Source organism: Candidatus Desulforudis audaxviator MP104C, from assembly GCF_000018425.1.
Classification (GTDB): Bacteria; Bacillota; Desulfotomaculia; order Desulfotomaculales; family Desulforudaceae; genus Desulforudis; species Desulforudis audaxviator.
In genome coordinates, this window is record NC_010424.1 from 643351 (window position 1) to 664066 (window position 20716).

Here is a 20716-nt window from a genome sequence, read left to right on the forward strand (position 1 = left end):
GGTGACCCTGCTGGAGAAATGCCGGGCGATCAACAGGATCCTGCAGAAGTCCGCCGGTTACGCGGTAGACTATGGTGAAGTGGCCCAGGTGCTCTGTGCTAACCTTCGGGCCAACGCCTACATTTTGGACGAGGAGGGCCGGATTCTGGGGGCCGAGTTCCTGGATGATTTCAGTTGCGGAGTTGTTCGCAGCATGATTTACGAATCGGGATTCCCCCGGGAGTACAACGAGTGGTTGCTGGGGATTCCCTCGACCTACGCCAATTTCTGTCAGACGGAAAACGCCTGTGTATTCAACGCCTACGAACACTGCCAGTACGTGAACAAGGTGACCACGGTGGTACCCATCGTGGGTGCCGGCAAGCGCCTTGGGACCCTGGTGCTCGCCAAATTCGGCGAGGAGTTTACGGGTGACGATTTGGTGCTGGCCGAAATCGGGGCGACGGTGGTGGGCATGGAAATCCTGCGGGCCCAGGTGGGCCGCATGGAAGAGGACGTCCGGAAGCGGACCGCCGTACAGGTCGCCCTGGGTACGCTCTCCTATTCGGAACTGGATGCAGTGCGGCACATCTTCAGGCAACTCGACGGCAGTGAAGGCCTCCTGGTGGCCAGCAAGATCGCCGACCGGGCCGGTATCACCCGTTCGGTGATCGTGAACGCCCTACGCAAATTTGAGAGCGCGGGCGTAATTGAGTCCAAGTCCCTGGGCATGAAAGGCACCTATATTCGGGTGCTCAATGACCGTTTACTCGACGAACTGGCGAAAATGCAACAGAAGTAGTTTTTGTTCTTGCTCGATTTGTGGGATTTGTGATAAAATACTTTTCGGTGCTTAACTACACACGCCGCCGGATTGCGGCCACGGTGCCTCCGCTGCAACGGGGGTCCGGCTGTGAGTTGAAGGTGGCGGAGGCCTAAAACCACGCGGAGGGAGGTGTAATAGTGGCGATTGTGACCATGAAGCAGTTGCTTGAGGCCGGGGTGCATTTTGGCCACCAGACCCGCAGGTGGAATCCCAAAATGGCCCCTTATATTTTTACGGACCGTAACGGAATCTACATCATCGACCTGCAAAAGACGGTTCGTAAGATCGAAGAGGCCTACAACTTCATCAAGCAGATCGTAGCCGAGGGGCAGACGGTGCTGTTTGTGGGTACCAAGAAGCAGGCCCAGCTGACGGTGGTCGAAGAAGCCGGGCGGTGCGGGATGTTCTACGTGAACCAGCGCTGGCTGGGCGGCATGCTGACCAACTTCCAGACCATCCGGCGCCGGATCGACCGGTTGAAGGAGCTGGAGAAAATGGAAGCCGAGGGCCGTTTTGAGGTACTCCCGAAGAAAGAAGTGGCCGAGCTTATGCACGAGAAGCAACGCCTGGAGAAGTATCTCAAGGGCATCAAGGACATGACCAAGCTTCCGGGCGCGCTGTTCGTGATTGATCCGCGCAAGGAGCGGATCGCAGTGGCCGAGGCCCGCAAACTGGGCATTCCGATCGTGGCCATTGTGGACACGAACTGTGACCCGGACGAGATCGACTACATCATCCCGGGCAACGACGACGCGATCCGGGCTGTACGGCTTCTAACCAGCCGGATGGCCGACGCGGTTCTGGAAGGACGCCAGGGAGAACAACTGGCTCCGGAACCCGACCAGGAAGCCGTGGTGGAGGCTGAAGCCTAAAGTGGCCGGGTTTCGGTTATAATGAGGCCAGGGTGGCTATGCGGAAAATCATGGTTTTTTGGGGGGCGCATAAATGGAAGTGTCGGCAAAGCTGGTAAAAGAACTCCGCGAGCGTACCGGCTCGGGAATGATGGACTGCAAGAAGGCCCTGGTGGAAACCGGCGGTGACCTGGAGAAGGCGGTTGACTACCTGCGGGAGAAGGGTCTGGCGGCGGCCGCCAAGAGAGCCGGCCGGACGGCGTCCGAGGGCCTGATCGAGAGTTACATCCATGGGGCGGGCCGGATTGGAGTGCTGGTGGAGGTCAATTGCGAAACGGACTTCGTGGCAAAGACCGATGAGTTCCGGGCTTTTGCCCGGGACGTGGCCATGCAGATCGCGGCCGCCCGTCCGGAATTTGTCGGGCGTGAGGACGTCCCGGCGGAGACGCTGGACAGAGAGCGGCGCGTTTTGCGGGCGCAGGCGCTGAACGAAGGCAAGCCGGAGAAGATTGTCGACAAGATGGTTGAAGGCCGTCTCGAGAAGTTCTTCCGGGAGAACTGCCTTCTGGAGCAGCCGTTTATCAAGAACCCGGACGTTGCCGTGCAGGACGTGCTTAAGGAAACCATCGCTCGGCTGGGCGAAAACATCGTGATCAAACGGTTCGCCAGGTTCCAATTGGGCGAGGGGGGCGACGAATAGAAAAAGCAGGAAAATCGCGGCGCTCGCCGAATAGGGACAGGAGGGTCCGCCATTGATTACTCCCAGGTACCGGCGTGTGGTCCTTAAGCTGAGTGGTGAAGCCCTGGCTGGAGAACAGGGATACGGTATCAGCCCGGAAGTTGTGCTGTACATCGCCTCGGAAATCAAGGAAGTGATCCAGCAGTTCCGCGTGGAGACGGCCATCGTGGTCGGCGGCGGGAATATCTGGCGCGGGGTGGCTGGAAGCGCCAAGGGTATGGACCGGGCTACGGCGGACTACATGGGGATGCTGGCGACGGTGATCAACTCCCTGGCCCTCCAGGACGCCCTGGAAAAGATCGGCGTGGACACCAGGGTGCAGGTGGCTATAGAGATGCGGGCGATCGCCGAAACCTACATCCGGCGCCGGGCCATCCGGCACCTGGAAAAGGGGCGGGTCGTAATTTTCGCCGCCGGGACCGGCAATCCCTACTTTTCGACGGACACGACGGCCGCCCTGCGGGCGGCCGAGATCGAAGCCGAGGCGATTCTGATGGCCAAGCGGGTGGACGGGGTATATGATTCCGACCCCCTGCAAAACGCCGGCGCCAGGAAGCTGGACCAGCTGACCTACATTGAAATGTTGAACCGCGGCTTGGGTGTGATGGATGCCACCGCCGCCTCGCTCTGCATGGAGAACGGCATCCCGGTGGTGGTTTTCAGCATTTACGAACCCGGTAACATTAAGAAGGCCGTACTCGGCGAGAACATCGGGACTTTTATCGGGAGTGAGGTCGAATGCGCGAACTATTGGAATCAGCCGAACTCAACATGATGAAAACGATTGAAGTGCTCGATAGGGAATTTGCCTCCTTGCGGGCCGGACGGGCCACGCCGGCCCTGTTGGACCGGATCACGGTTGACTATTACGGTTCGACGATACCCATAAACCAACTGGCGACGGTTTCGGTACCGGAGGCGCGTCTGCTGGTGATCCAGCCCTGGGACAAAAGCGCCATCGGCGAGATTGAGCGGGCGATTCTAAAATCGGATCTGGGGATCACTCCTTCCTCCGACGGGAACATTATCCGTCTGGCTGTGCCCCAGCTGACCGAGGAGCGGCGCCGGGACCTGGTGAAGTTTTTGAAAAAGCGGGGCGAAGAGGCCAAAGTAGCCGTTCGGAACATCCGCCGGGACGTCATTGAACGTTTGAAAGCGCTGCAAAAAGAAGGCGGGGGATTCTCCGAAGACGACCTGCGCCGGGAGCAGGACGAAGCCCAGAAGTTGACCGACCGGTATGTCAAGGAAATCGACCGGATTGTGGCGGCCAAAGAGAAAGAGGTCATGGAGATCTGATCATGTCGGCATGCCCGGATTTACTTGGTTTTGAGCTGGACGAGGCCCTCGCCCGACTGTCCGGGGAAGGGTGGCGGACGACGGTAAAGCTGACCTCTCCTCCCGGGACCGTACCGCCGGGACCCCGCAGAGTGGTCCGCATGGTTGTAACCGGTGAGCAGGAAGTCGAGATTGTGGCGGCACACCAGGGTTGGGAGGAGAACCACTCGCCGGGTGCGTTTCCGAATTCAAAAGCAACGCCCCCCCTAGAATTTCGGGGGGTTTTCTCATAGGAGGTAGCCAAGCGTGGGGCGGGACGGATCAGCCGATGAAAAGACCCTGGTGCAGATGCTGGACCGGGAGCGGGTACCGGCGCACGTGGCCGTAATCATGGACGGCAACGGCCGGTGGGCCCAGAAGCGTGGGCTTCCCAGAGCCGCGGGTCACCGGGCCGGGGCGGAGGCTCTGAGGGAGGTAGTCCGGTTTTCCGCTGAGCTTGGAGTGCGCTTTCTCACGGCGTATACCTTTTCCACAGAGAACTGGAAACGACCGCGCGCCGAAGTTGACGGCCTTATGTCCCTGCTTGTGGAGTACGTTTATAAGGAACTCGAAGAAATGCACAGCCAGGGTGTCTGCCTGCGGACGATCGGCCGCCCGGAGGAGTTGCCGCCGGACGCCAGAGAGGCCCTAGCGGAAGCCGTGGCACGAACGCGCGACAACTCGCGGATTGTGGTGAATCTGGCCCTGAATTACGGGGGCCGCCGGGAACTGGTGGACGCGGTCCGCAGGCTGGGTGTGGAAATTCGGTCCGGGCGGCTTAATCCCGGGGACATTGACGAGGAAACCGTCCAGTCTGCCCTGTATACGGCCGGGATTCCCGACCCCGACCTGCTGATCCGGCCGGCCGGCGAGTTTCGGATCAGCAACTTCATGCTCTGGCAACTGGCATACACCGAGTTCTGGGTAACGCCGGTACTCTGGCCCGACTTCGGGCGGATACACCTGGCCCAGGCATTGCTGGAGTTCCAGCGCCGTGACCGGCGTTACGGGGGCCTGAACATCTGATGGCGGCCAGAGTTCTTACCGCCCTGTTCGGCGCACCTCTTTTGCTGCTGGCGGCCTGGTTGGGCGGTTTCTACCTGGCTGCGGCCGTGGCTTTGCTGGTGCTTTTGGCCCAACACGAGTTTGTGCGCCTGATCGGGGACTTAAGTCCACACCGGGGGCTGGTTTTCGCCGGGGGGCTCGTTCTGGTGACCGCCGCCTATTTGAACCCGGGCCGGTTCCCGGATGCCGCGCTGTTCGCGCTGCTATTGCTGTACCTCGGGGCCTTCGTTTTCTTTTTCCCCCGTATTGCGCCCGGATCGCTTGCCGGCACCTTGTTGGGCGCGGTGTACCCCGGCCTTCTGGCGTACCTCTACCTGCTGCGGGCCCTGCCGGACGGATGGCTGTGGCTGTTGCTTGTTCTCGTGGTCACCTGGGCGTTTGACATGTTTGGGTACTTCACCGGAATGGTGTTGGGCCGCATCCGGATGACGCCCAACCTGAGCCCCAAGAAAACTGTTGAAGGTCTGGCCGGCGGAATCCTGGCCGCCGTGGCGGCAGCGGCCGCCGGCGGGTTCTTCATCGCCGGGAAGCTGGACTGGCCGTTCATCGTGCTTGGTCTCCTGATCGGCGCCGCGGCGCAAACCGGTGACCTGGCGACCTCGGCTTTGAAGCGTTTTGCCGGGGTGAAGGACGCCGGGCGTTTGCTCCCCGGGCATGGGGGAGTGCTGGACCGGTTTGACAGCATGCTGGTAAGCGCTCCGCTGGGCTACTACCTGATCCAGTGGCTGATTCTGAGATAAAACCTCCAAGAAGAAAACTATAAGGAAACTAAAAAGGCGCCGTCCAGCCGGATAGTGACTGATGTCTAGTTGCCGGCAAGCTACAATCCCAGGGTAAAGATAAGGCTGCCTCCGGCGGCACCGGTGATTACAACGACCCAGGAAGGCAATTTCCAATACTCCAGCATCCCGAACAAGACCGCCGCCAGGGCGAAATCCACCGGTTTATTGATGGAGCTGGTCCATATCGGGTCATACAGGGCGGCCAGCAATAGACCGACTACGGCGGCGTTTACCCCCATCAGGGCGCCTTGAACGTTGGGATAGCTGCGGAGAGCGTTCCAGAAAGGAAGTATGCCGATCACCAACAGGAACGCCGGCAGGAAGATACCAATGGTCGCCACCGTGGCACCCGGCCAACCATTTATGATCGCTCCCAGATAAGCAGCAAAGGTGAACAAGGGACCGGGAACGGCCTGAGCCGCCCCGTATCCGGCCAGGAACATTTCCTTGCTGACCCAGCCCACGGGTACCACTTCTCTTTCCAGCAGGGGCAGTACGACGTGTCCCCCGCCGAACACCAGCGATCCGGCACGGAAAAAGGTGTCGAAAACCGCCAACGATTGATAAGCAGTGAGTTGCCTTACAACAGGCAAAAAAACCAGTAAGCCCCCGAAAAGAATCAGGCAACCTATTGCCACCGAACGGTGAATATGTAAATTGAGAGTGGAAAATTCGGGCATCTTGGTGTTCTTATACAGGAAAACACCGACGAATCCGGCCAAAACAATCAAAATTACCTGCATGAAAGCTGTTTGCCACATCAAAATAGCAGTGGCCGTCAATAGGGCAATCGTGGCGCGATTGCGATCCGGCGTCAGGTTTCTACCCATTCCCAGGACCGCGTGGGCCACGATGGCCACCGCGACGATCTTCAAAGCGTGGATCAGTCCGGTGCCTGCTATATCGAACTCTTGTAGCAGCAAGGCGAAGAGTATGAGGGCGAGCGCCGACGGCAGGGTAAAACCGATCCACGCTATAACCGCTCCCGGTAAACCACCACGTATCGCCCCGATGCCGATTCCCACCTGGCTGCTCGTCGGCCCCGGCAGAACCTGGCACAGAGCGACCAGGTCGGCGTAGCTTCTCTCATCCAACCACTTGCGCCTGCGGACATATTCATGATGAAAGTAACCAATATGGGCGATCGGACCGCCGAACGATGTCAGGCCAAGCCTAAGAGTCACACCGAACAACTCAAGTAAAGTTTCTACCCGGCTTTTTTGTGGACTGCTTTCGTGTTTGCTGTCAGAATTGGGTTGTGTGTTCATCCGTCTCTCCACCTCGGGTATCAATGTTACAGCCATCTCTAAAGAACTTCTTGAACCAACTCTCTGATCTTGTTTCGAGCTTTCGCCAAAGCATCCGCTCCTTTGGGGGTGATGCTGTAATACTTTCTTATCTTGCCCCTCACAAGCCGGTCCTCTTTTTTCAAGTAGCCGCGGTCAGCCATTTGATGCAGCGTGGGATATAAAGTTCCGGGACTAATGTTATAACCGTGATTAGCCAGCTCTTCGATCAGGAAAGCGCCATAAACCGGTTCATGGCTGGCATGATGAAGAATATGAATTTTTATGAAACCCAAAAAGAAATCTCTGATCATTAAGTCATCCATGCAGTCGCCCCCCGATATTGTCAAATGATATCGCCTTATGATACTATAGTTAGCGTATGTAGTCAAGGACTTTGCCCGATAACCAAGATAGGTTCAAATCCGGCCGAGAGCGTGCGTCAGCCCTGGGAGATGCCGCCGATTCAGCTCAACCGGATGACGGTTTCAACACCACGGCCATCCAGCAGTTTGAAAAGGGTCTGGGCTGCTTTACTTGTATGTCCCAAATAGTCTATAGTTTATTAGGTACGATTGAGAGAGGTGAGGCCGTTCATGCCACCGTCGGAGCGGGTTCAACAACTGACCTGGAGTGCCGGAGCTTTGCTTCTGGTAACGTTGAACTTGATTGTTCTTTTTTACATCGCGAGATACATGCTGCCGATTCTATTGCCGTTCCTGGTGGCGTTGATGATCAGCCTGCTGATTGAACCGGCGGTGAGGTTACTGCAGGAACGGCTGCGATTCCCGCGGCCTTTGGCCGTCATTGGGGTGATCTTTGTGCTGCTGGCCGTGGTGGGGGCCTTACTGACGGCGGCGGCCCTGCGGCTGGTTGCCGAACTGGGGCATCTGTCTTCATTGCTGCCGTATCATGTCGCCAACTTCCGGCGAACCTTTGAAGGGTTGTTAGATGATGCAGTGATCTTTTACGGCCGATTGCCACCGGCCATGGTGAACTACATCGACGGTCTGCTAGCCTCGGCGGTGAAAAGCCTGGAAGGGTTCTTGAGGGGTGCACTCGACGCTTCACTCGGACTGCTGTCCACAGTACCGTTTATGATCGTCGTACTCATGATCACCTTTGTGGCCACCTACTTTTTCAGCCGGGACAACGAAAAGCTCCGTGAAGCGTGGATCCGGGCGATTCCGGAACCCTGGGGCGCAAGGAGCCTTTTGATCGTGCGCGAAGGTTTCGGGGCGTTCATCCGGTTTTTCCGGGCCCAATTCGTGTTGGTGAGCATCACCACGGCGATCACAATCACCGGACTCCTGATCATCGGTGTGCCGTACGCCGTGTCGATCGGCATCGTCACGGGCATCTTTGACCTTTTGCCGATATTGGGTCCGACCACCATCTTCGTTCCCTGGATTGCCTGGTGTGTGCTGACCGGCTCCTATTCGCTGGCGTTGAAACTGTTCGTCTTGTATGCAATTCTGTTCACTGTACGGGCTTCCCTGGAGGCGAAAGTAGTGTCGATGAACCTGGGCATTCACCCGCTGGCTGTACTGGTGGCGATGTACATCGGGCTGAAGGTTATGGGTATACTTGGATTAATCCTGGGTCCCATCCTGGTGGTGGTGGTGCAGGGTGCGATCAAGGCCGGAAAACGGGCGCGCGAAGCCAGTGTGTAGCCGGCCGCGGGAGGGTTGAGTATGCCGAAGAGGATCGCCGTTCTGGGCAGCACGGGTTCAATCGGCCGGCAGGCTTTGGACGTGGTTCGCAGCCACCCGGAAAAATTCAAAGTGGTTGGACTGGCGGCCGGACGGAACTGGGAGTTGCTGGCGGAGCAGGCGGCTGAATTCGCGCCGGGGGTGGTCTCCGTCTGGTCCGGCGACGACGCCGAGCGCGTCCGGGTACGCCTGGGCGGGGGAGTGGAGGTGCACGCGGGCGAGCCCGGATTAAGCGCCGTGGCCACTTGGCCGGCGGCGGATATTCTCCTGGTGGCGGTTGCCGGAACAACCGGTCTGGTTCCGACCGTGGAAGCGATCCAGTCGGGCAAGGACGTGGCGCTGGCCAACAAGGAGACGCTGGTGGTGGCCGGTGAGCTAGTCACCGAACTGGCGTTAGGGAGGGGCGTCCAGATACTGCCCGTTGACAGTGAGCATTCAGCAGTCTGGCAGTGCACCGCCTACCGGCGGACCGAGGTGACCGGAGTCGTCCTGACGGCGTCCGGAGGCCCGTTTCGCCGTTTCTCCCGTGAGGAACTGGAGCGGGTGAGGCCGGAGGACGCGTTGCGGCACCCGACCTGGCGGATGGGTCCCAAGATCACGGTTGACTCGGCGACCTTAATGAATAAGGGTCTGGAGGTTATCGAGGCCCGGTGGCTGTTCGACGTTGACTACGACCGGATTGAGGTGGTGGTGCATCCTGAGAGTATCATCCACGGGATGGCGCGCTTGCGCGACGGAACGGTGTTGGCCTGCATGAGCCCCACCGATATGCGGTTGCCCATCCAGTATGCGTTAAGTTATCCCCAGCGGTGGGAAACGGCGCTGCCGGTTCTGGATTTTGCCGCCTTGGGTGAGCTTACCTTCGAGACACCCCGCCGCGACCTCTTTTCGGCACTGGACCTGGCCTACCAGGCCGGGCGTGAGGGCGGCACCATGCCCTGCGTGCTGAATGCCGCCAACGAGGTGGCGGTGTCGGCCTTTCTGGACGGGCGCCTGGCCTTTACCGATATCCCCAGGGTGGTGGCTGCCACCATGGAACAACACGAGAGCAAGCGCCGCCCCGAACTTGGGGACATTCTGACCGCCGACCGGTGGGCGCGGGAAACGGCGGCGGCGGCCGCGGAAAGGGTGAGCTGATGCTTACGGTAGTCGCCGTAATTGTGGTATTCGGTTTGCTGATTTTTATTCACGAGTTGGGACACTTCCTGGTGGCTAAGCGCGCCGGGATTCTGGTGCATGAGTTCGCCCTGGGTTTCGGCCCCAGGCTGGCCGGCATCCGCCGGGGGGAGACGGAGTATACCCTGCGGGCCGTTCCACTCGGAGGTTTTGTCCGCTTCGCCGGTATGGATCCCAAGGAGGAGGAATATGATCCGGCGCGGAGTTACAGGTACAAGTCGGTCCGCCAGCGCATGGGCGTCATCGCGGCCGGCCCGCTGGCCAACTTCTTCCTGGCGATTGTTCTCTTGGCCGTCATTTTTATGGTTCAGGGCCTGCCGACACCCACCACTGTGGTAAAAACCGTGCTGCCGGACCGGCCGGCGGCGGCGGCCGGTCTCCAGCAGGGCGACCGGATCGTGGCGGTTGACGGACGACAGGTGGGCAACTGGGAACAACTGGTGACTGAGATCAGTACCCGGCCGGGTGAAACCCTGATTCTGACGGTGGAACGGGAAGGTGAGCGTCTCGACCTGCCGGTGGTCCCGGAGAATGAGTCCGGCGTGGGCAAGATCGGTTTCGCCCCGGACATACAGCCGGTGCGGGTGGGGTTATTCAAGGCCCTGGCCGGCGGGGTCCAGTACACGGTCCAGATTACACTGCTGATCGTCAGTTTCCTGGGCCAGATGATCACCGGCCACGCGCCGGCCGACGTGGGGGGTCCGGTGCGGATTGTGGCCGAGATCGGCACCGCGGCCCAGCTTGGATTGATGCCGCTGTTGCAGTTGGCCGCTTTCTTAAGCATCAACGTGGGACTCTTCAACCTGCTGCCGATCCCGGCGTTGGACGGCAGCCGCCTGATGTTCCTCTCCTGGGAGGGGCTCACCAGGCGACCGGTCAATCCGGAGCGGGAGGGGATGTTCCACCTGGTGGGCTTCGCCCTGTTGCTGCTGTTGATCGTGGTAATCACCTACAATGACATCGCTCAACTGATGATGTAGCGGGGCCGGAACAGCCGACCGGCCGCCGCCGATACGCGAATGAACGTCGACCCGTCCGCAGTGCAGTAGTAGATGGGGGGTCTTTTAAGGTTTTGCGCAGGAAAACACGGGCTATCCGGCTGGGTAGTGTTCAGGTCGGTGGCGGGGCCCCTGTTTCGGTCCAGTCCATGACCAGCACCGACACCCGCGACGTGGCCGCTACCGTGGCCCAGATCCGGGAGTTGGTTGGAGTCGGCGCGGAAATCGTCCGGGTGGCCGTGCCGGACCAGCAGGCGGTCCAGGCGTTGCGGCAGATCCGTGCCCAGGTGCCGGAGGTGGCGCTGGTTGCGGACGTTCATTTCGACCATCGCCTGGCCCTGGCCGCCGTCGAGGCGGGAGTGGACGGGCTGCGCCTGAATCCGGGCAACATCGGCGGTCGGGACAAGGTGGCCGAAGTGGTACGCGCGGCCAGGGAACGTGGCGTGCCGATCCGCGTCGGGGTCAACGCGGGTTCCCTGGACCGTAGAATCGTAGAGCGGTTTGGAGCCGTGACGGCCGAGGCCATGGTCGCCAGTGCCCTGGAACACGTGGCCATTCTGGAGGACCTGGACTTCACGGCCGTGAAGATTTCCCTGAAAGCCAGCGATGTGCCCCTGACGGTGGCCGCTTACCGGCTTCTCGCCGCCAAAGTGGACTACCCCTTCCACGTTGGTATCACCGAAGCCGGTACGTTGCGCGGGGGCCTGGTGAAATCGGCGGTCGGGATCGGTATCCTGCTCGCGCAAGGTATCGGAGACACCATTCGGGTTTCATTGACCGCACCACCCAGACACGAGGTTTGGGCCGGGTACGAAATATTGAAGACACTCGGGCTAAGACGCCGGGGCGTGGAGCTGATCTCCTGCCCGACGTGCGGCCGGACTGAAATCGATCTGGTCCGGATTGCGACCGAGGTGGAAGAACGCTTACAGGGTACGACCCGGGCGTTGAAGGTGGCCGTGATGGGCTGTGTGGTGAACGGACCGGGCGAAGCACGGGAGGCCGATGTGGGCATTGCGGGCGGAAAAGGGGTTGGGCTCTTGTTCCGCAAGGGAGAGCCGGTCCGTACCGTACCGGAGTCCAAACTGGTGGACGCGCTCCTGGAGGAGATAGAGAAACTGTAGGCCGAGGAGGAACAAGTTGAATAATGCGCGCCAGCGAGTATCTGATTCCAACCCTGCGGGAAATACCGGCCGAAGCGGAGGTGGTCAGTCACCGGCTCCTCTTGAAAGCCGGTTTCATCCGTAAGGCGGCGTCCGGAGTCTACACCCTGCTTCCTCTGGCCCACCGGGTGCTGCGGAAGATAATGCGCATCATCCGGGAGGAGATGGACCGGCAGGGGGGACAAGAGATTCTGCTTCCGATCATGCAGCCGGCCGAGTTGTGGTTGCGTTCGGGTCGGTGGCACGTATACGGACCCGAGCTTTTCCGGCTGAAGGATCGGCACGGGCGTGATTTCTGCCTGGGGCCGACGCATGAGGAGATCATTACCGAACTGGTGATGGGCGACGTACGCTCCCACAAGCAGTTGCCTCTCCTGCTGTATCAGATACAGAACAAGTACCGGGATGAGCGCCGCCCGCGGTTCGGCCTGCTCCGGGGCCGCGAGTTCATCATGAAGGACCTTTATTCTTTCGATCGGGACGAGGCTGGCCTGGAGGTCAGCTACCGTAAGATGTTTGAAGCCTACCAGCGTGTTTTCAGCCGCTGCGGGCTGGAGTTCCGCCCGGTGGAGGCCGACTCGGGGCCGATCGGGGGCAGTGTGAGTCACGAGTTCATGGTCCTGGCCGGCTCCGGGGAAGCCCTGGTGGTTTACTGCCCGGAGGATGCTTGCGGCTATGCGGCGAACGTTGAGAAAGCCGAAAGCCGCGCGGAGCGCCCGAAGACCAAGGAAGATCCCCTGGCACTTGAACTCCTACCCACGCCGGGCAAGCGGACGGTGGAGGATGTGTGCGCCTTTCTGGGGGTCGGTCCGGAGCAGATCGTAAAGACGATTCTGTACGAGACCGACCGGGGGCCCTGCGCGGCCCTGGTCCGGGGTGACCGGGAGGTCAACGAGGTCAAGCTGCAGAACGCGATCGGGGCGATGCACCTGGAAATGGCGGGGCCTGCGACCATCGAGCGGCTCACCGGAGCGCCGGTCGGGTTCACCGGCCCGGTCGGCCTGGAGGGTGTCCGGCTCGTGGTTGACGACGAGGTTTCTTTTATGGTTAACTGTATTACCGGAGCTAACCGGGGGGATGCCCATTACCGGAACGTGAATCCCGGACGGGACTTCCCTCTACAAGTGGTGACCGACCTGCGCCTGGTGCGGGAGGAAGACCCCTGCCCGCAGTGCGGCCGTCCCCTGCTGGCGGCCCGCGGGATTGAGGTGGGCCAGGTGTTCAAACTCGGCACCAAGTACTCCGAGGTAATGGGGCTGACCTACCTGGATGAGCACGGTACGGAGCGCCCGGTGGTCATGGGCTGCTACGGCATCGGCGTGACTCGTACCCTGGCGGCCGCCGTGGAGCAGAATCACGATGAGCAGGGGATTATCTGGCCGACGGCCATCGCGCCCTTTGCCGTGGTGGTAGTGCCGGTGAATGTCCGGGACGAGGTGCAGTCGGCGCTAGCCGAAAAAGCCTACACGGTGCTCTCCGAGGCGGGCGTGGAAGTGCTTCTGGACGACCGGCCCGAGCGCCCCGGGGTGAAATTCAAAGATGCGGACCTGGTGGGGTACCCCTTGCGGGTTACCGTGGGCAAAACGGCCGTCGACGGGCTGGTGGAACTGCGGCTCCGGAAGAACGGGGACACCCGTCTGGTCGGGATCGGGGAACTGGTGGATACGGTGCGTGGGTTTCTGTAGGTACCGTTTTGCAGGGGGTGAAAAAGGCAGTGTTGGGTCTTGAGCGGCCCCGTAACAGGCGGATATTCGCCATGTGCGTTCTGATTTTTGTCGGGGTGGCACTCCTTGTTTCGGCGGTGCCGGTTCAGGGCCGGGTCGCCGACCAGGTCGTGGTGTTGCGGGTTGACGGCCCGATTGTCCCGGTGGTGGCACAGTACCTGGACCGGGGCATTGCGGATGCCGAACGCTTGGGCGCCGTCTGTGTCATTGAGTTAAATACTCCGGGAGGACTTTACGATACTACCCAGAAGATTGTTCAACGAATAATGAACGCCGACGTTCCGGTTGTGGTTTTCGTATCACCCGCGGGGGGTTGGGCCGGTTCGGCCGGCACGTTCATCACCATTTCGGCTCACGTGGCGGCGATGGCTCCGGGAAGCCGCATCGGCGCGGCCCACCCGGTTGCGGCCGGCGGCGAGCAGATGTCGGGGGCCCAGGAGGAGAAAATCACTCAGGACGCGGCGGCCTGGGTGCGGAGCATCGCCGAGATGCGGGGGCGTGACGCCGAGAAGGCCGAGTTGGCGGTGACCGAGAGCCGGTCGTACACCGACAACCAGGCCCTGGAGTTCAACCTGATCGACTTGCGGGCTCCGAACCTGACCGAACTCCTGACAATGATCGACGGGATGACCGTCGCCCTGAACAGCGGGGAGGAAGTGACGCTGGCCACAGCAAACGCGCCGTTGGAACGGGGGGAAATGAACTGGGTCGAGCGGATCCTGCACACCTTGAGCAATCCGAATATCGCCTACATGCTGCTTTCAATCGGAATGCTCGGCTTGCTGCTGGAGTTCTACAACCCGGGGTCCATCTTCCCGGGTGTGGCCGGGGGTCTGGCCCTGATTCTGGCCCTGTATTCACTGGGGACCCTGGACGCCTCCTGGGGCGGAATCCTGCTGATTATTCTGGGGTTCGCCCTGTTCGCCTTTGAGCTATTTGTACCGAGTTTTGGTCTTTTGACTGCGGGGGGGCTGATTGCCATCGTGCTGGGTTCAATGATGCTTTTTGCCGGTAGCCCGGCAGGTTTTAAGGTGAATATCGGCGTTATGGCGGGAGTTATAGTCGGCATCACTCTGTTCGTGGTTTTCGCGGTGCGGGCGGTGGTCAAGGCGCATAAGCGCCAGGCCTCCACCGGTCGGGAGGGGATGTCCGGCGCGGTCGGTGTGACCCTCACACCGCTTGACCCCAAGGGAGAGATTCTGTTTGACGGTGAGCGCTGGCGCGCGGTGGCCGAGGGCGGCCCAATCCAGGCCGACGAGGAGGTGGTGGTCGTCCGGATGGAGGACGGCTTGCGGTTGGTGGTGCGTCGGCGGGAAAAAACCTGAAGCACGGGACGAGGTTTCTGACCAAGAACTGGTAATAATACGGGTATCCGGAACACCCGGCACCCGTTAAAACAAGAGAAAGGAGAGCGAAATCCATGCTGGAATTCTTAATGTTCTGGGGTGTGCTGATCGCGTTGGCCATCTTGTTCCTGTCCTCGGCCATCCGGATCGTCCAGGAATACGAACGGGGTGTGATTTTCCGGTTGGGCCGGTTCGTCGGGGCGCGTGGTCCCGGACTGTTCTTCCTCATCCCGATCATCGAACGGATGGAGAAGGTGGACCTTAGAGTAGTGACCGCCGATGTGCCGACCCAGGAGGCGATCACCCGGGACAACGTGACCGTTAAAGTGAATGCGGTCATCTATTTCCGCGTGGTGGATCCAGGCAAGGCCGTTCTGAAGGTGCTGGATCACATCCGGGCTACATCGCAGTTGGCCCAGACCACGCTGCGGAGCGTACTCGGCCAGAGCGAGCTGGACGAACTGCTTGCCCAACGCGACCAGATCAATCAACGCCTGCAGAAGATTATTGACGAGGGTACCGAACCCTGGGGAGTGAAGGTGTCTATGGTCGAGGTGCGGGACGTGGAGCTGCCCCAGTCGATGCAGCGGGCCATGGCCGCCCAGGCGGCCGCCGAGAGAGACCGGAGGGCGAAGATCATCCATGCGGACGGCGAATTTCAGGCGGCTCAGAAATTAGCCGACGCCGCTGCCATCATCGCCACCCAGCCGGCCGCCATTCAGCTGCGGTATTTGCAGACTCTGACTGAGATTTCCGGGGACAACCGTTCCAGTACGATCGTATTCCCGCTGCCGATGGATTTCATGAAAGTGCTCGAGCGTCTCACTGCGTTTCCGGAACAGTCGCCGGAACAAAAGTAGGCGCACCGAAAAGGCCCAAAGACCCCGTCCGGTTTGGGCGGGGGTCGTCTTTTTGTGTCCGGGTGGCAGGAAAACGGCGCCCGGCCAGCGAAAAAGTAACGTATATTGAATGGGGACTGTTCTTGAAGAGCACCTCCGAGCCGGGGGACCTAAAGTCTTAGCGCTATGGACCCGGGCCGATAGGGTGCGTTGGGAAACCGGCGCGCCTCCCGTTGCGGAAAGGATGGTGGGGGCATTGTTTATGTGTGGGGACCGGGCCCGGGAGTTTACAGGGTCCGGCTTTGTTTTTGGGGTGGGATGAGGATCGTGCGGGATAACTTCGAGCGCCGGATCACCTACTTGCGGGTGTCCTTAACCGAAAGGTGCAATTTGAACTGCTTTTATTGCCGTCCGGGCGAGCAAAAAACGCCCACGGTGGACGGCCTGCCGTTGGAAAGCCTGATGCGGGTGATTCGCGCCGGAGCACGGGTGGGAATCAGAAAAATCCGCCTTACCGGCGGCGAGCCCCTGGTCCGTCCGGACGTGATCCCAGTGGTGGCGGCTCTCAATGAAATCCCTCAGATTGACGACATTGCGCTGACGACCAACGGCTCCCTCCTTGCTCCTCGGGCGCAGGGGCTGAGGGCGGCGGGGCTGAAGCGGGTGAATATCAGTCTGGACACCCTGCGGCCGGACCGGTTTCGGAGCATAACCCGTAACGGCGAGCTGTCCGCGGTGATGAACGGATTGGAGGCCGCCCTGGCACAAGACCTGCATCCGGTCAAGCTCAACATGGTGGTGATGCGGGGAATCAACGACGACGAAATCGACGATTTCGTGCGTCTGACCGAGGACCGGCCCCTGCATATCCGGTTCATAGAACTCATGCCCATTGGGGTGAGCAGCCACTGGGCTTCCGAGTATTATGTTCCAGCCGACGAAATCCGGCGCAACATCGATCAACGCTACGGTCCGCTGCAGACGGTACGGCCCGCGGGCGGTGACGGGCCGGCCCGTTGCTGGAAAATCCCGGGCTTTATTGGTTCCATCGGCTTCATCGCCCCCTTGAGCGGCTATTTCTGCCCTTCCTGCAACCGGTTGCGGCTGACCGCCGCCGGCACCTTGCGGCCGTGCCTTTACAAGGAGGACGAGATCGACCTGGTAGAACCCCTTGCCCGAGGGGTGAACGATGACGAACTCGCCGGCCTGGTTGTCCAGGCGATCCTCCGCAAACCGCAAGGCCATCCCGAAAATGGAATTCTCCCCGTGTGTGACCGGTTGATGTCTCAAATCGGCGGTTAGCCGGTCCCTTTAACTGCGAAAAAGGTGGGAAAAGGTGTCAGACACCTTTTTGCCTGGAGCATGGCCGACGGCTGCCGGTGTGGCGGGTGTGCGTGACCGGCACGCGAAGGATTGAAGCGCGGGCGGTGAGTGTAAGGTTTAAGTAGGAGATGTGAGGTCGGAAATAGAAGTGAGACCTCAAAACGGCTTCCCCTGAGGGGAAGCCCTCCCCGCCAAAGGAGTGAGGTCTCATGTTCAAGATTCGCTTTCTGCTTGAGGTAGTCCTGTTTCTGGCCAAGGGAATTTTTGAGGTGTTCAGGTCGGTGCGCAATGTGGATGAGTTGGAAGAGCGGGTGCAGCGGTTGGTTCAACAGGCAGGCGGCAAAATGCTGGAGGAGGCGCTGGCACACATTGACCTTGAGTTAAGCGGCAAGCGGGATCCAGCCCTCAAGAACGTGGGACAGCGGTCGCGGACCCTGGTCACCAGCTTCGGTGAGATTACGGTTAAGCGCCGACTGTACCGTAACCAGAAGACCGGCGCGTACCGGTTCCTTCTGGACGAAGCCTTGGGAATCCCTGAACGCCAACGGGTGACACCGCGGATGACCCGTATGATCCTGGAGCTAGGCACGGAGATGCCCTTCAGGCGCGCGGCCCGGGTTATGGGTTTTCTAGTACCGGGGATTCACTGGATGACCGTCTGGTCTAAGGTTCAGGATGCTGGAGAAAAGGCCGCCCGGGATGCTGAGGCACTACGCGAGGCCGTCTTTGAAGACGGTGTGGTTCCTGAAGGCGGCAAGGAGGTTCGGGAGTTATCCATTGAAGCCGATGGTGTAGTAATACCCTTGCAGCGGTCGCCCAAGGCGTTTGGTGAGATCAAGCTGTTTATCGGCTACGAGGGCAGGGAACAAAAGACCCGGAAACTGGTGAACCGTTACACGGTGGCCACCGCCAGGGGCAGCCGGGTGGCTTGGGAAGACACCGGGGCGGCCTTCGGCCACAAGTGGGACCTTAGCAGGGTAGAGCGGATCCGCATTGGTGGGGACGGCGCCGAGTGGATCAAACAAGGCCTGGAGATGTTCCCCGGGGCGACTTACCACCTTGACCCCTTCCACCTGCGCCGGCGTTTAACCGAGGCTTTAAGTTACAGCAGCAACGTCTATGAAACTGTCACCGAAGGGTTAGCCGAGCTAAACCAAGATGCGGTAGTTTCCGCCTTGGACCAGGCGATTCGGGTCAACCGGGGTGCACGCCGTAACGGGATCATGCGGCTTAAGGAGTATCTCCTGGCTAACTGGCAAGGTATCGCCGCCTTGCCGGAGGGAGACCGTTTAGGTGCGATCGAGGGCCAGGTCCGTCACACCATCGCCAGGCGAACAAAGCGGATTGGGGCGCGTTGGAGCCCGGCCGGTGCGGAACGGATGGGACGCCTGTTAGCGGTACGGGCTAATGATGAGCTGGACAGATACGTGGTACACTCGGAACCCCGGTTCGACCTACTGAAAAAGGCTGTCGGAGCCGAGGCAATCCAACTGCCCAAACGCTTCGGCAAAGATCCCGAGGCCTGGCTTCAAGCCAACGTGCCCGCCCTTGAAGGACCGCACGCCGGAAAACACTGGGTCAAGCACATAGTAAGAGAGATTAGTTCACCGAGGTGGTCTACGGTCTAATTCAAATTAAATCGGCTGGGAGATCGCCTACTAAGTCTTGACACGGACGCGCGGGCGGGTTCGCTTGACAGTGCATTTTCAATCCACCTATAATTAAAAAACGGAAAACGCGGCGTGTGCTCGAAGGGCGTGTCGTATCAGAGCAGCCTGATTCCGAAGTCGGCCCTATGTCGACTTTTTCAATGTTTTGGCAGGAGGGGGCCGCGTGGACCAAGAATACATGCGGATGGCTCTGGACCTTGCTGTCAGGGCGCGGGGTCGCACCAGTCCGAATCCCCTGGTTGGTGCGGTGGTGGTCCGGGACGGTGAGATTGTGGGCCGTGGGTATCACGCTCGGGCCGGTCTGCCCCATGCCGAGATTGTGGCGCTTGCCCAAGCCGGTGAGGCGGCGCGTGGGTCCACCCTCTATGTTTCTTTGGAGCCGTGCTGCCACTTCGGCCGGACCGGTCCCTGCACCGAGGCGGTGATTGCGGCCGGCGTGCGGCGGGTTGTGACGGCGATGCGGGATCCCAATCCCAAGGTTGCCGGTAGGGGTATTGCGCGGCTGCGCGAAGCAGGCGTTGAGGTCACCGAGGACGTCCTCCGCGATGAGGCAGCCCGGTTGAATGAGATATTCATTAAGTACATCACCACCGGCAGGCCGTTTGTGGCCTTAAAGGTGGCCGTGAGCCTGGATGGCAAGATCGCCACACGCACCGGCGATTCGCGCTGGATTACCGGTGGGCCGGCCCGGGAATACGCCCACCGGCTGCGGGATACGTACGACGCGCTTCTGGTGGGGCGGGGAACCGTGGTCAAAGACGACCCGTCTTTGACCACCAGGCTTCCCGGAGGGGGCCGGGATCCGGTGCGGATTGTGTTGGACAGCCTGGCTCGCATCCCGGAATCGTCCCGGGTACTGTCGGGGGAATCGACCGCCCCGGTCATCGTGGCGGTGACCGGGCAGGCTCCCCGGACTCGGGTGGCCGGCCTGGAGAGCCGGGGCGTCCAGGTGGTGCGCTGTGGGCCGGGACCGGCGGTCGATCTGGAGGTGCTGCTCCGGGAACTGGCCGCCCGGGAGATCACCAGCGTGATGGTGGAAGGCGGGGCGACGGTGCACGCTTCGTTTCTGGAGGCCCGGTTCGTTGATAAGCTGCACTGGTTTGTGGCCCCGAAGATCGTGGGCGGGGTGGAAGCTCCGGGGGCGGTCGCCGGCCGGGGTGTGGGGCGCATATCCGAGGCGGTCGGCCTGGAACGGGTGCGCCGGATCGAATTGGGGAACGATTTGTGTATCGAGGGCTATCCGGTGTGGGGGGGGGCGGCGGATGTTCACCGGGATTATTGAGGAACTGGGCACACTACGGCGGGCCGAACGCGGTCCGGCTTCCGCCCGCCTGCATATCGAAGCGCGCACGGTGCTTGAGGATGCCCGTCTCGGCGAGAGTATCGCGGTCAACGGGGTATGCCTGACGGTGGCCGATTTCGGGACGGGGTGGTTCACGGCCGACGTGATGGCCGAGACGCTGAAGCGGACCAACCTGGGAGAAGTCCGCCCTGGAGAGCGGGTGAATCTGGAGCGCGCCATGCGGCTCGGGGAGCGCCTGGGCGGGCACCTGGTCAGCGGTCACGTGGACGGGGTGGGCACGGTTGTTGGGTGCGAACCGGAAGGAATCGCCCTGGTGTTCCGGATCCAGGCTCCCGAAGGTGTGATGCGGTACGTGATCGAGAAGGGCTCGGTGGCCGTGGACGGGATCAGTCTGACGGTGGTCGACCACGACCGGGAGACCTTCCGGGTGTCGATCATCCCGCATACGGCGCAGATGACCACCCTGGGGTTCAAAAGGGCGGGGGCGCGGGTGAACCTGGAAGCGGACATGATCGCCAAATACGTAGAGAGAATGCTCGGCGGCCGCCGGGAGGAGCCGGACCGTAAACTGGACGGCGATTTCCTGGCCCGCCACGGCTTTTTGTAGTCAAGGTTTTGGG

The 20716-nt window shown here is 60.8% G+C and carries 20 protein-coding genes and 1 riboswitch; of the genes, 18 read left to right on the plus strand and 2 right to left on the minus strand.

What is annotated here, in order from left to right; genetic code table 11:
• Position 1 precedes the first annotated feature (1 nt).
• The 7 genes from codY to DAUD_RS03095 all read left to right on the plus strand — a co-directional run bounded on the left by codY (position 2) and on the right by DAUD_RS03095 (position 5514).
• Positions 2–781, plus strand: coding sequence for a GTP-sensing pleiotropic transcriptional regulator CodY (codY, locus tag DAUD_RS03065; protein WP_012301727.1), 780 nt, complete (start codon positions 2–4; stop codon positions 779–781).
• Between the two features lie 176 nt (positions 782–957).
• Complete coding sequence (gene rpsB, locus DAUD_RS03070) at positions 958–1677, plus strand: 30S ribosomal protein S2 (RefSeq protein WP_456298441.1); 720 nt, start codon at positions 958–960, stop codon at positions 1675–1677.
• 73 nt (positions 1678–1750) lie between these two features.
• On the plus strand, positions 1751–2356 hold the full coding sequence (gene tsf / locus DAUD_RS03075; RefSeq protein WP_012301729.1) for a translation elongation factor Ts: 606 nt from the start codon (positions 1751–1753) through the stop codon (positions 2354–2356).
• Positions 2357–2408: 52 nt separating this feature from the next.
• Positions 2409–3170 carry a UMP kinase gene (gene pyrH / locus DAUD_RS03080; RefSeq protein ID WP_012301730.1) on the plus strand — a complete coding sequence of 254 codons (762 nt, stop codon included), beginning with the start codon at positions 2409–2411 and terminating at the stop codon, positions 3168–3170.
• A complete protein-coding gene (gene frr, locus DAUD_RS03085; protein WP_041570772.1) occupies positions 3134–3691 on the plus strand; it encodes a ribosome recycling factor in 558 nt (185 codons plus the stop codon). Before pyrH ends, frr begins: the two co-directional genes overlap by 37 nt.
• A gap of 285 nt (positions 3692–3976) precedes the next feature.
• Positions 3977–4735: an isoprenyl transferase gene (locus DAUD_RS03090; RefSeq protein WP_012301732.1), complete on the plus strand. Its 759-nt coding sequence runs from the start codon at positions 3977–3979 to the stop codon at positions 4733–4735.
• Positions 4735–5514 (plus strand): phosphatidate cytidylyltransferase, encoded by a 780-nt coding sequence (locus DAUD_RS03095; RefSeq protein ID WP_012301733.1) that lies wholly within the window; start codon positions 4735–4737, stop codon positions 5512–5514. Before DAUD_RS03090 ends, DAUD_RS03095 begins: the two co-directional genes overlap by 1 nt.
• Before the next feature lie 80 nt (positions 5515–5594).
• On the opposite strand, the gene DAUD_RS03100 is transcribed toward DAUD_RS03095, so the two are convergent.
• Together DAUD_RS03100 and DAUD_RS03105 are read right to left on the minus strand one after the other, a co-directional pair.
• Positions 5595–6824, minus strand: a complete 1230-nt coding sequence (locus DAUD_RS03100; RefSeq protein WP_012301734.1) for a chromate transporter — start codon at positions 6822–6824, stop codon at positions 5595–5597.
• A gap of 38 nt (positions 6825–6862) precedes the next feature.
• Positions 6863–7168, minus strand: a complete 306-nt coding sequence (locus tag DAUD_RS03105; RefSeq protein ID WP_012301735.1) for a PadR family transcriptional regulator — start codon at positions 7166–7168, stop codon at positions 6863–6865.
• Positions 7169–7486: 318 nt separating this feature from the next.
• On the opposite strand from DAUD_RS03105, the gene ytvI reads away from it, so the two are divergent.
• The 11 genes from ytvI to DAUD_RS03160 all read left to right on the plus strand — a co-directional run bounded on the left by ytvI (position 7487) and on the right by DAUD_RS03160 (position 20703).
• Positions 7487–8515, plus strand: a complete 1029-nt coding sequence (ytvI, locus tag DAUD_RS03110) for a sporulation integral membrane protein YtvI (protein ID WP_049752546.1) — start codon at positions 7487–7489, stop codon at positions 8513–8515.
• Between the two features lie 21 nt (positions 8516–8536).
• Positions 8537–9691 (plus strand): 1-deoxy-D-xylulose-5-phosphate reductoisomerase, encoded by a 1155-nt coding sequence (locus tag DAUD_RS03115; RefSeq protein WP_012301737.1) that lies wholly within the window; start codon positions 8537–8539, stop codon positions 9689–9691.
• On the plus strand, positions 9691–10710 hold the full coding sequence (gene rseP / locus DAUD_RS03120; protein WP_012301738.1) for an RIP metalloprotease RseP: 1020 nt from the start codon (positions 9691–9693) through the stop codon (positions 10708–10710). Before DAUD_RS03115 ends, rseP begins: the two co-directional genes overlap by 1 nt.
• A gap of 92 nt (positions 10711–10802) precedes the next feature.
• Positions 10803–11852, plus strand: coding sequence for a flavodoxin-dependent (E)-4-hydroxy-3-methylbut-2-enyl-diphosphate synthase (ispG, locus tag DAUD_RS03125; RefSeq protein ID WP_012301739.1), 1050 nt, complete (start codon positions 10803–10805; stop codon positions 11850–11852).
• A 23-nt stretch (positions 11853–11875) separates the two neighbouring features.
• Positions 11876–13576, plus strand: a complete 1701-nt coding sequence (locus DAUD_RS03130) for a proline--tRNA ligase (protein ID WP_012301740.1) — start codon at positions 11876–11878, stop codon at positions 13574–13576.
• Between the two features lie 71 nt (positions 13577–13647).
• Entirely contained in the window at positions 13648–14940 is a 1293-nt protein-coding gene (locus DAUD_RS03135) for an NfeD family protein (protein ID WP_041571100.1), read from the plus strand.
• Positions 14941–15035: 95 nt separating this feature from the next.
• A complete protein-coding gene (locus tag DAUD_RS03140) occupies positions 15036–15821 on the plus strand; it encodes a slipin family protein (RefSeq protein ID WP_012301742.1) in 786 nt (261 codons plus the stop codon).
• 121 nt (positions 15822–15942) lie between these two features.
• A riboswitch (molybdenum cofactor riboswitch) is annotated at positions 15943–16062 on the plus strand.
• 56 nt (positions 16063–16118) lie between these two features.
• A complete protein-coding gene (moaA, locus tag DAUD_RS03145; RefSeq protein ID WP_012301743.1) occupies positions 16119–17102 on the plus strand; it encodes a GTP 3',8-cyclase MoaA in 984 nt (327 codons plus the stop codon).
• A 230-nt stretch (positions 17103–17332) separates the two neighbouring features.
• Positions 17333–18751, plus strand: coding sequence for an ISLre2-like element ISCde3 family transposase (locus DAUD_RS03150; RefSeq protein WP_012301744.1), 1419 nt, complete (start codon positions 17333–17335; stop codon positions 18749–18751).
• A gap of 205 nt (positions 18752–18956) precedes the next feature.
• Positions 18957–20075: a bifunctional diaminohydroxyphosphoribosylaminopyrimidine deaminase/5-amino-6-(5-phosphoribosylamino)uracil reductase RibD gene (gene ribD / locus DAUD_RS03155; RefSeq protein WP_012301745.1), complete on the plus strand. Its 1119-nt coding sequence runs from the start codon at positions 18957–18959 to the stop codon at positions 20073–20075.
• The gene (locus DAUD_RS03160) at positions 20056–20703 is read left to right on the plus strand and encodes a riboflavin synthase (protein ID WP_012301746.1); all 648 of its coding nucleotides are present in this window, start codon (positions 20056–20058) and stop codon (positions 20701–20703) included. Before ribD ends, DAUD_RS03160 begins: the two co-directional genes overlap by 20 nt.
• Positions 20704–20716: the final 13 nt, after the last annotated feature.

Excerpts from the sequence above, each read along its gene's own strand:
- rpsB (WP_456298441.1), top strand. The coding sequence starts at position 958 with ATGAAGCAGTTGCTTGAGGCCGGGGTGCATTTTGGCCACCAGACCCGC.
- tsf (WP_012301729.1), top strand. The coding sequence starts at position 1,751 with ATGGAAGTGTCGGCAAAGCTGGTAAAAGAACTCCGCGAGCGTACCGGC.
- frr (WP_041570772.1), top strand. The coding sequence starts at position 3,134 with ATGCGCGAACTATTGGAATCAGCCGAACTCAACATGATGAAAACGATT.
- DAUD_RS03095 (WP_012301733.1), top strand. The coding sequence starts at position 4,735 with ATGGCGGCCAGAGTTCTTACCGCCCTGTTCGGCGCACCTCTTTTGCTG.
- DAUD_RS03100 (WP_012301734.1), bottom strand. The coding sequence starts at position 6,824 with ATGAACACACAACCCAATTCTGACAGCAAACACGAAAGCAGTCCACAA.
- DAUD_RS03105 (WP_012301735.1), bottom strand. The coding sequence starts at position 7,168 with ATGGATGACTTAATGATCAGAGATTTCTTTTTGGGTTTCATAAAAATT.
- DAUD_RS03115 (WP_012301737.1), top strand. The coding sequence starts at position 8,537 with ATGCCGAAGAGGATCGCCGTTCTGGGCAGCACGGGTTCAATCGGCCGG.
- rseP (WP_012301738.1), top strand. The coding sequence starts at position 9,691 with ATGCTTACGGTAGTCGCCGTAATTGTGGTATTCGGTTTGCTGATTTTT.
- DAUD_RS03130 (WP_012301740.1), top strand. The coding sequence starts at position 11,876 with ATGCGCGCCAGCGAGTATCTGATTCCAACCCTGCGGGAAATACCGGCC.
- DAUD_RS03135 (WP_041571100.1), top strand. The coding sequence starts at position 13,648 with ATGTGCGTTCTGATTTTTGTCGGGGTGGCACTCCTTGTTTCGGCGGTG.
- DAUD_RS03140 (WP_012301742.1), top strand. The coding sequence starts at position 15,036 with ATGCTGGAATTCTTAATGTTCTGGGGTGTGCTGATCGCGTTGGCCATC.
- moaA (WP_012301743.1), top strand. The coding sequence starts at position 16,119 with ATGAGGATCGTGCGGGATAACTTCGAGCGCCGGATCACCTACTTGCGG.
- DAUD_RS03150 (WP_012301744.1), top strand. The coding sequence starts at position 17,333 with ATGTTCAAGATTCGCTTTCTGCTTGAGGTAGTCCTGTTTCTGGCCAAG.
- DAUD_RS03160 (WP_012301746.1), top strand. The coding sequence starts at position 20,056 with ATGTTCACCGGGATTATTGAGGAACTGGGCACACTACGGCGGGCCGAA.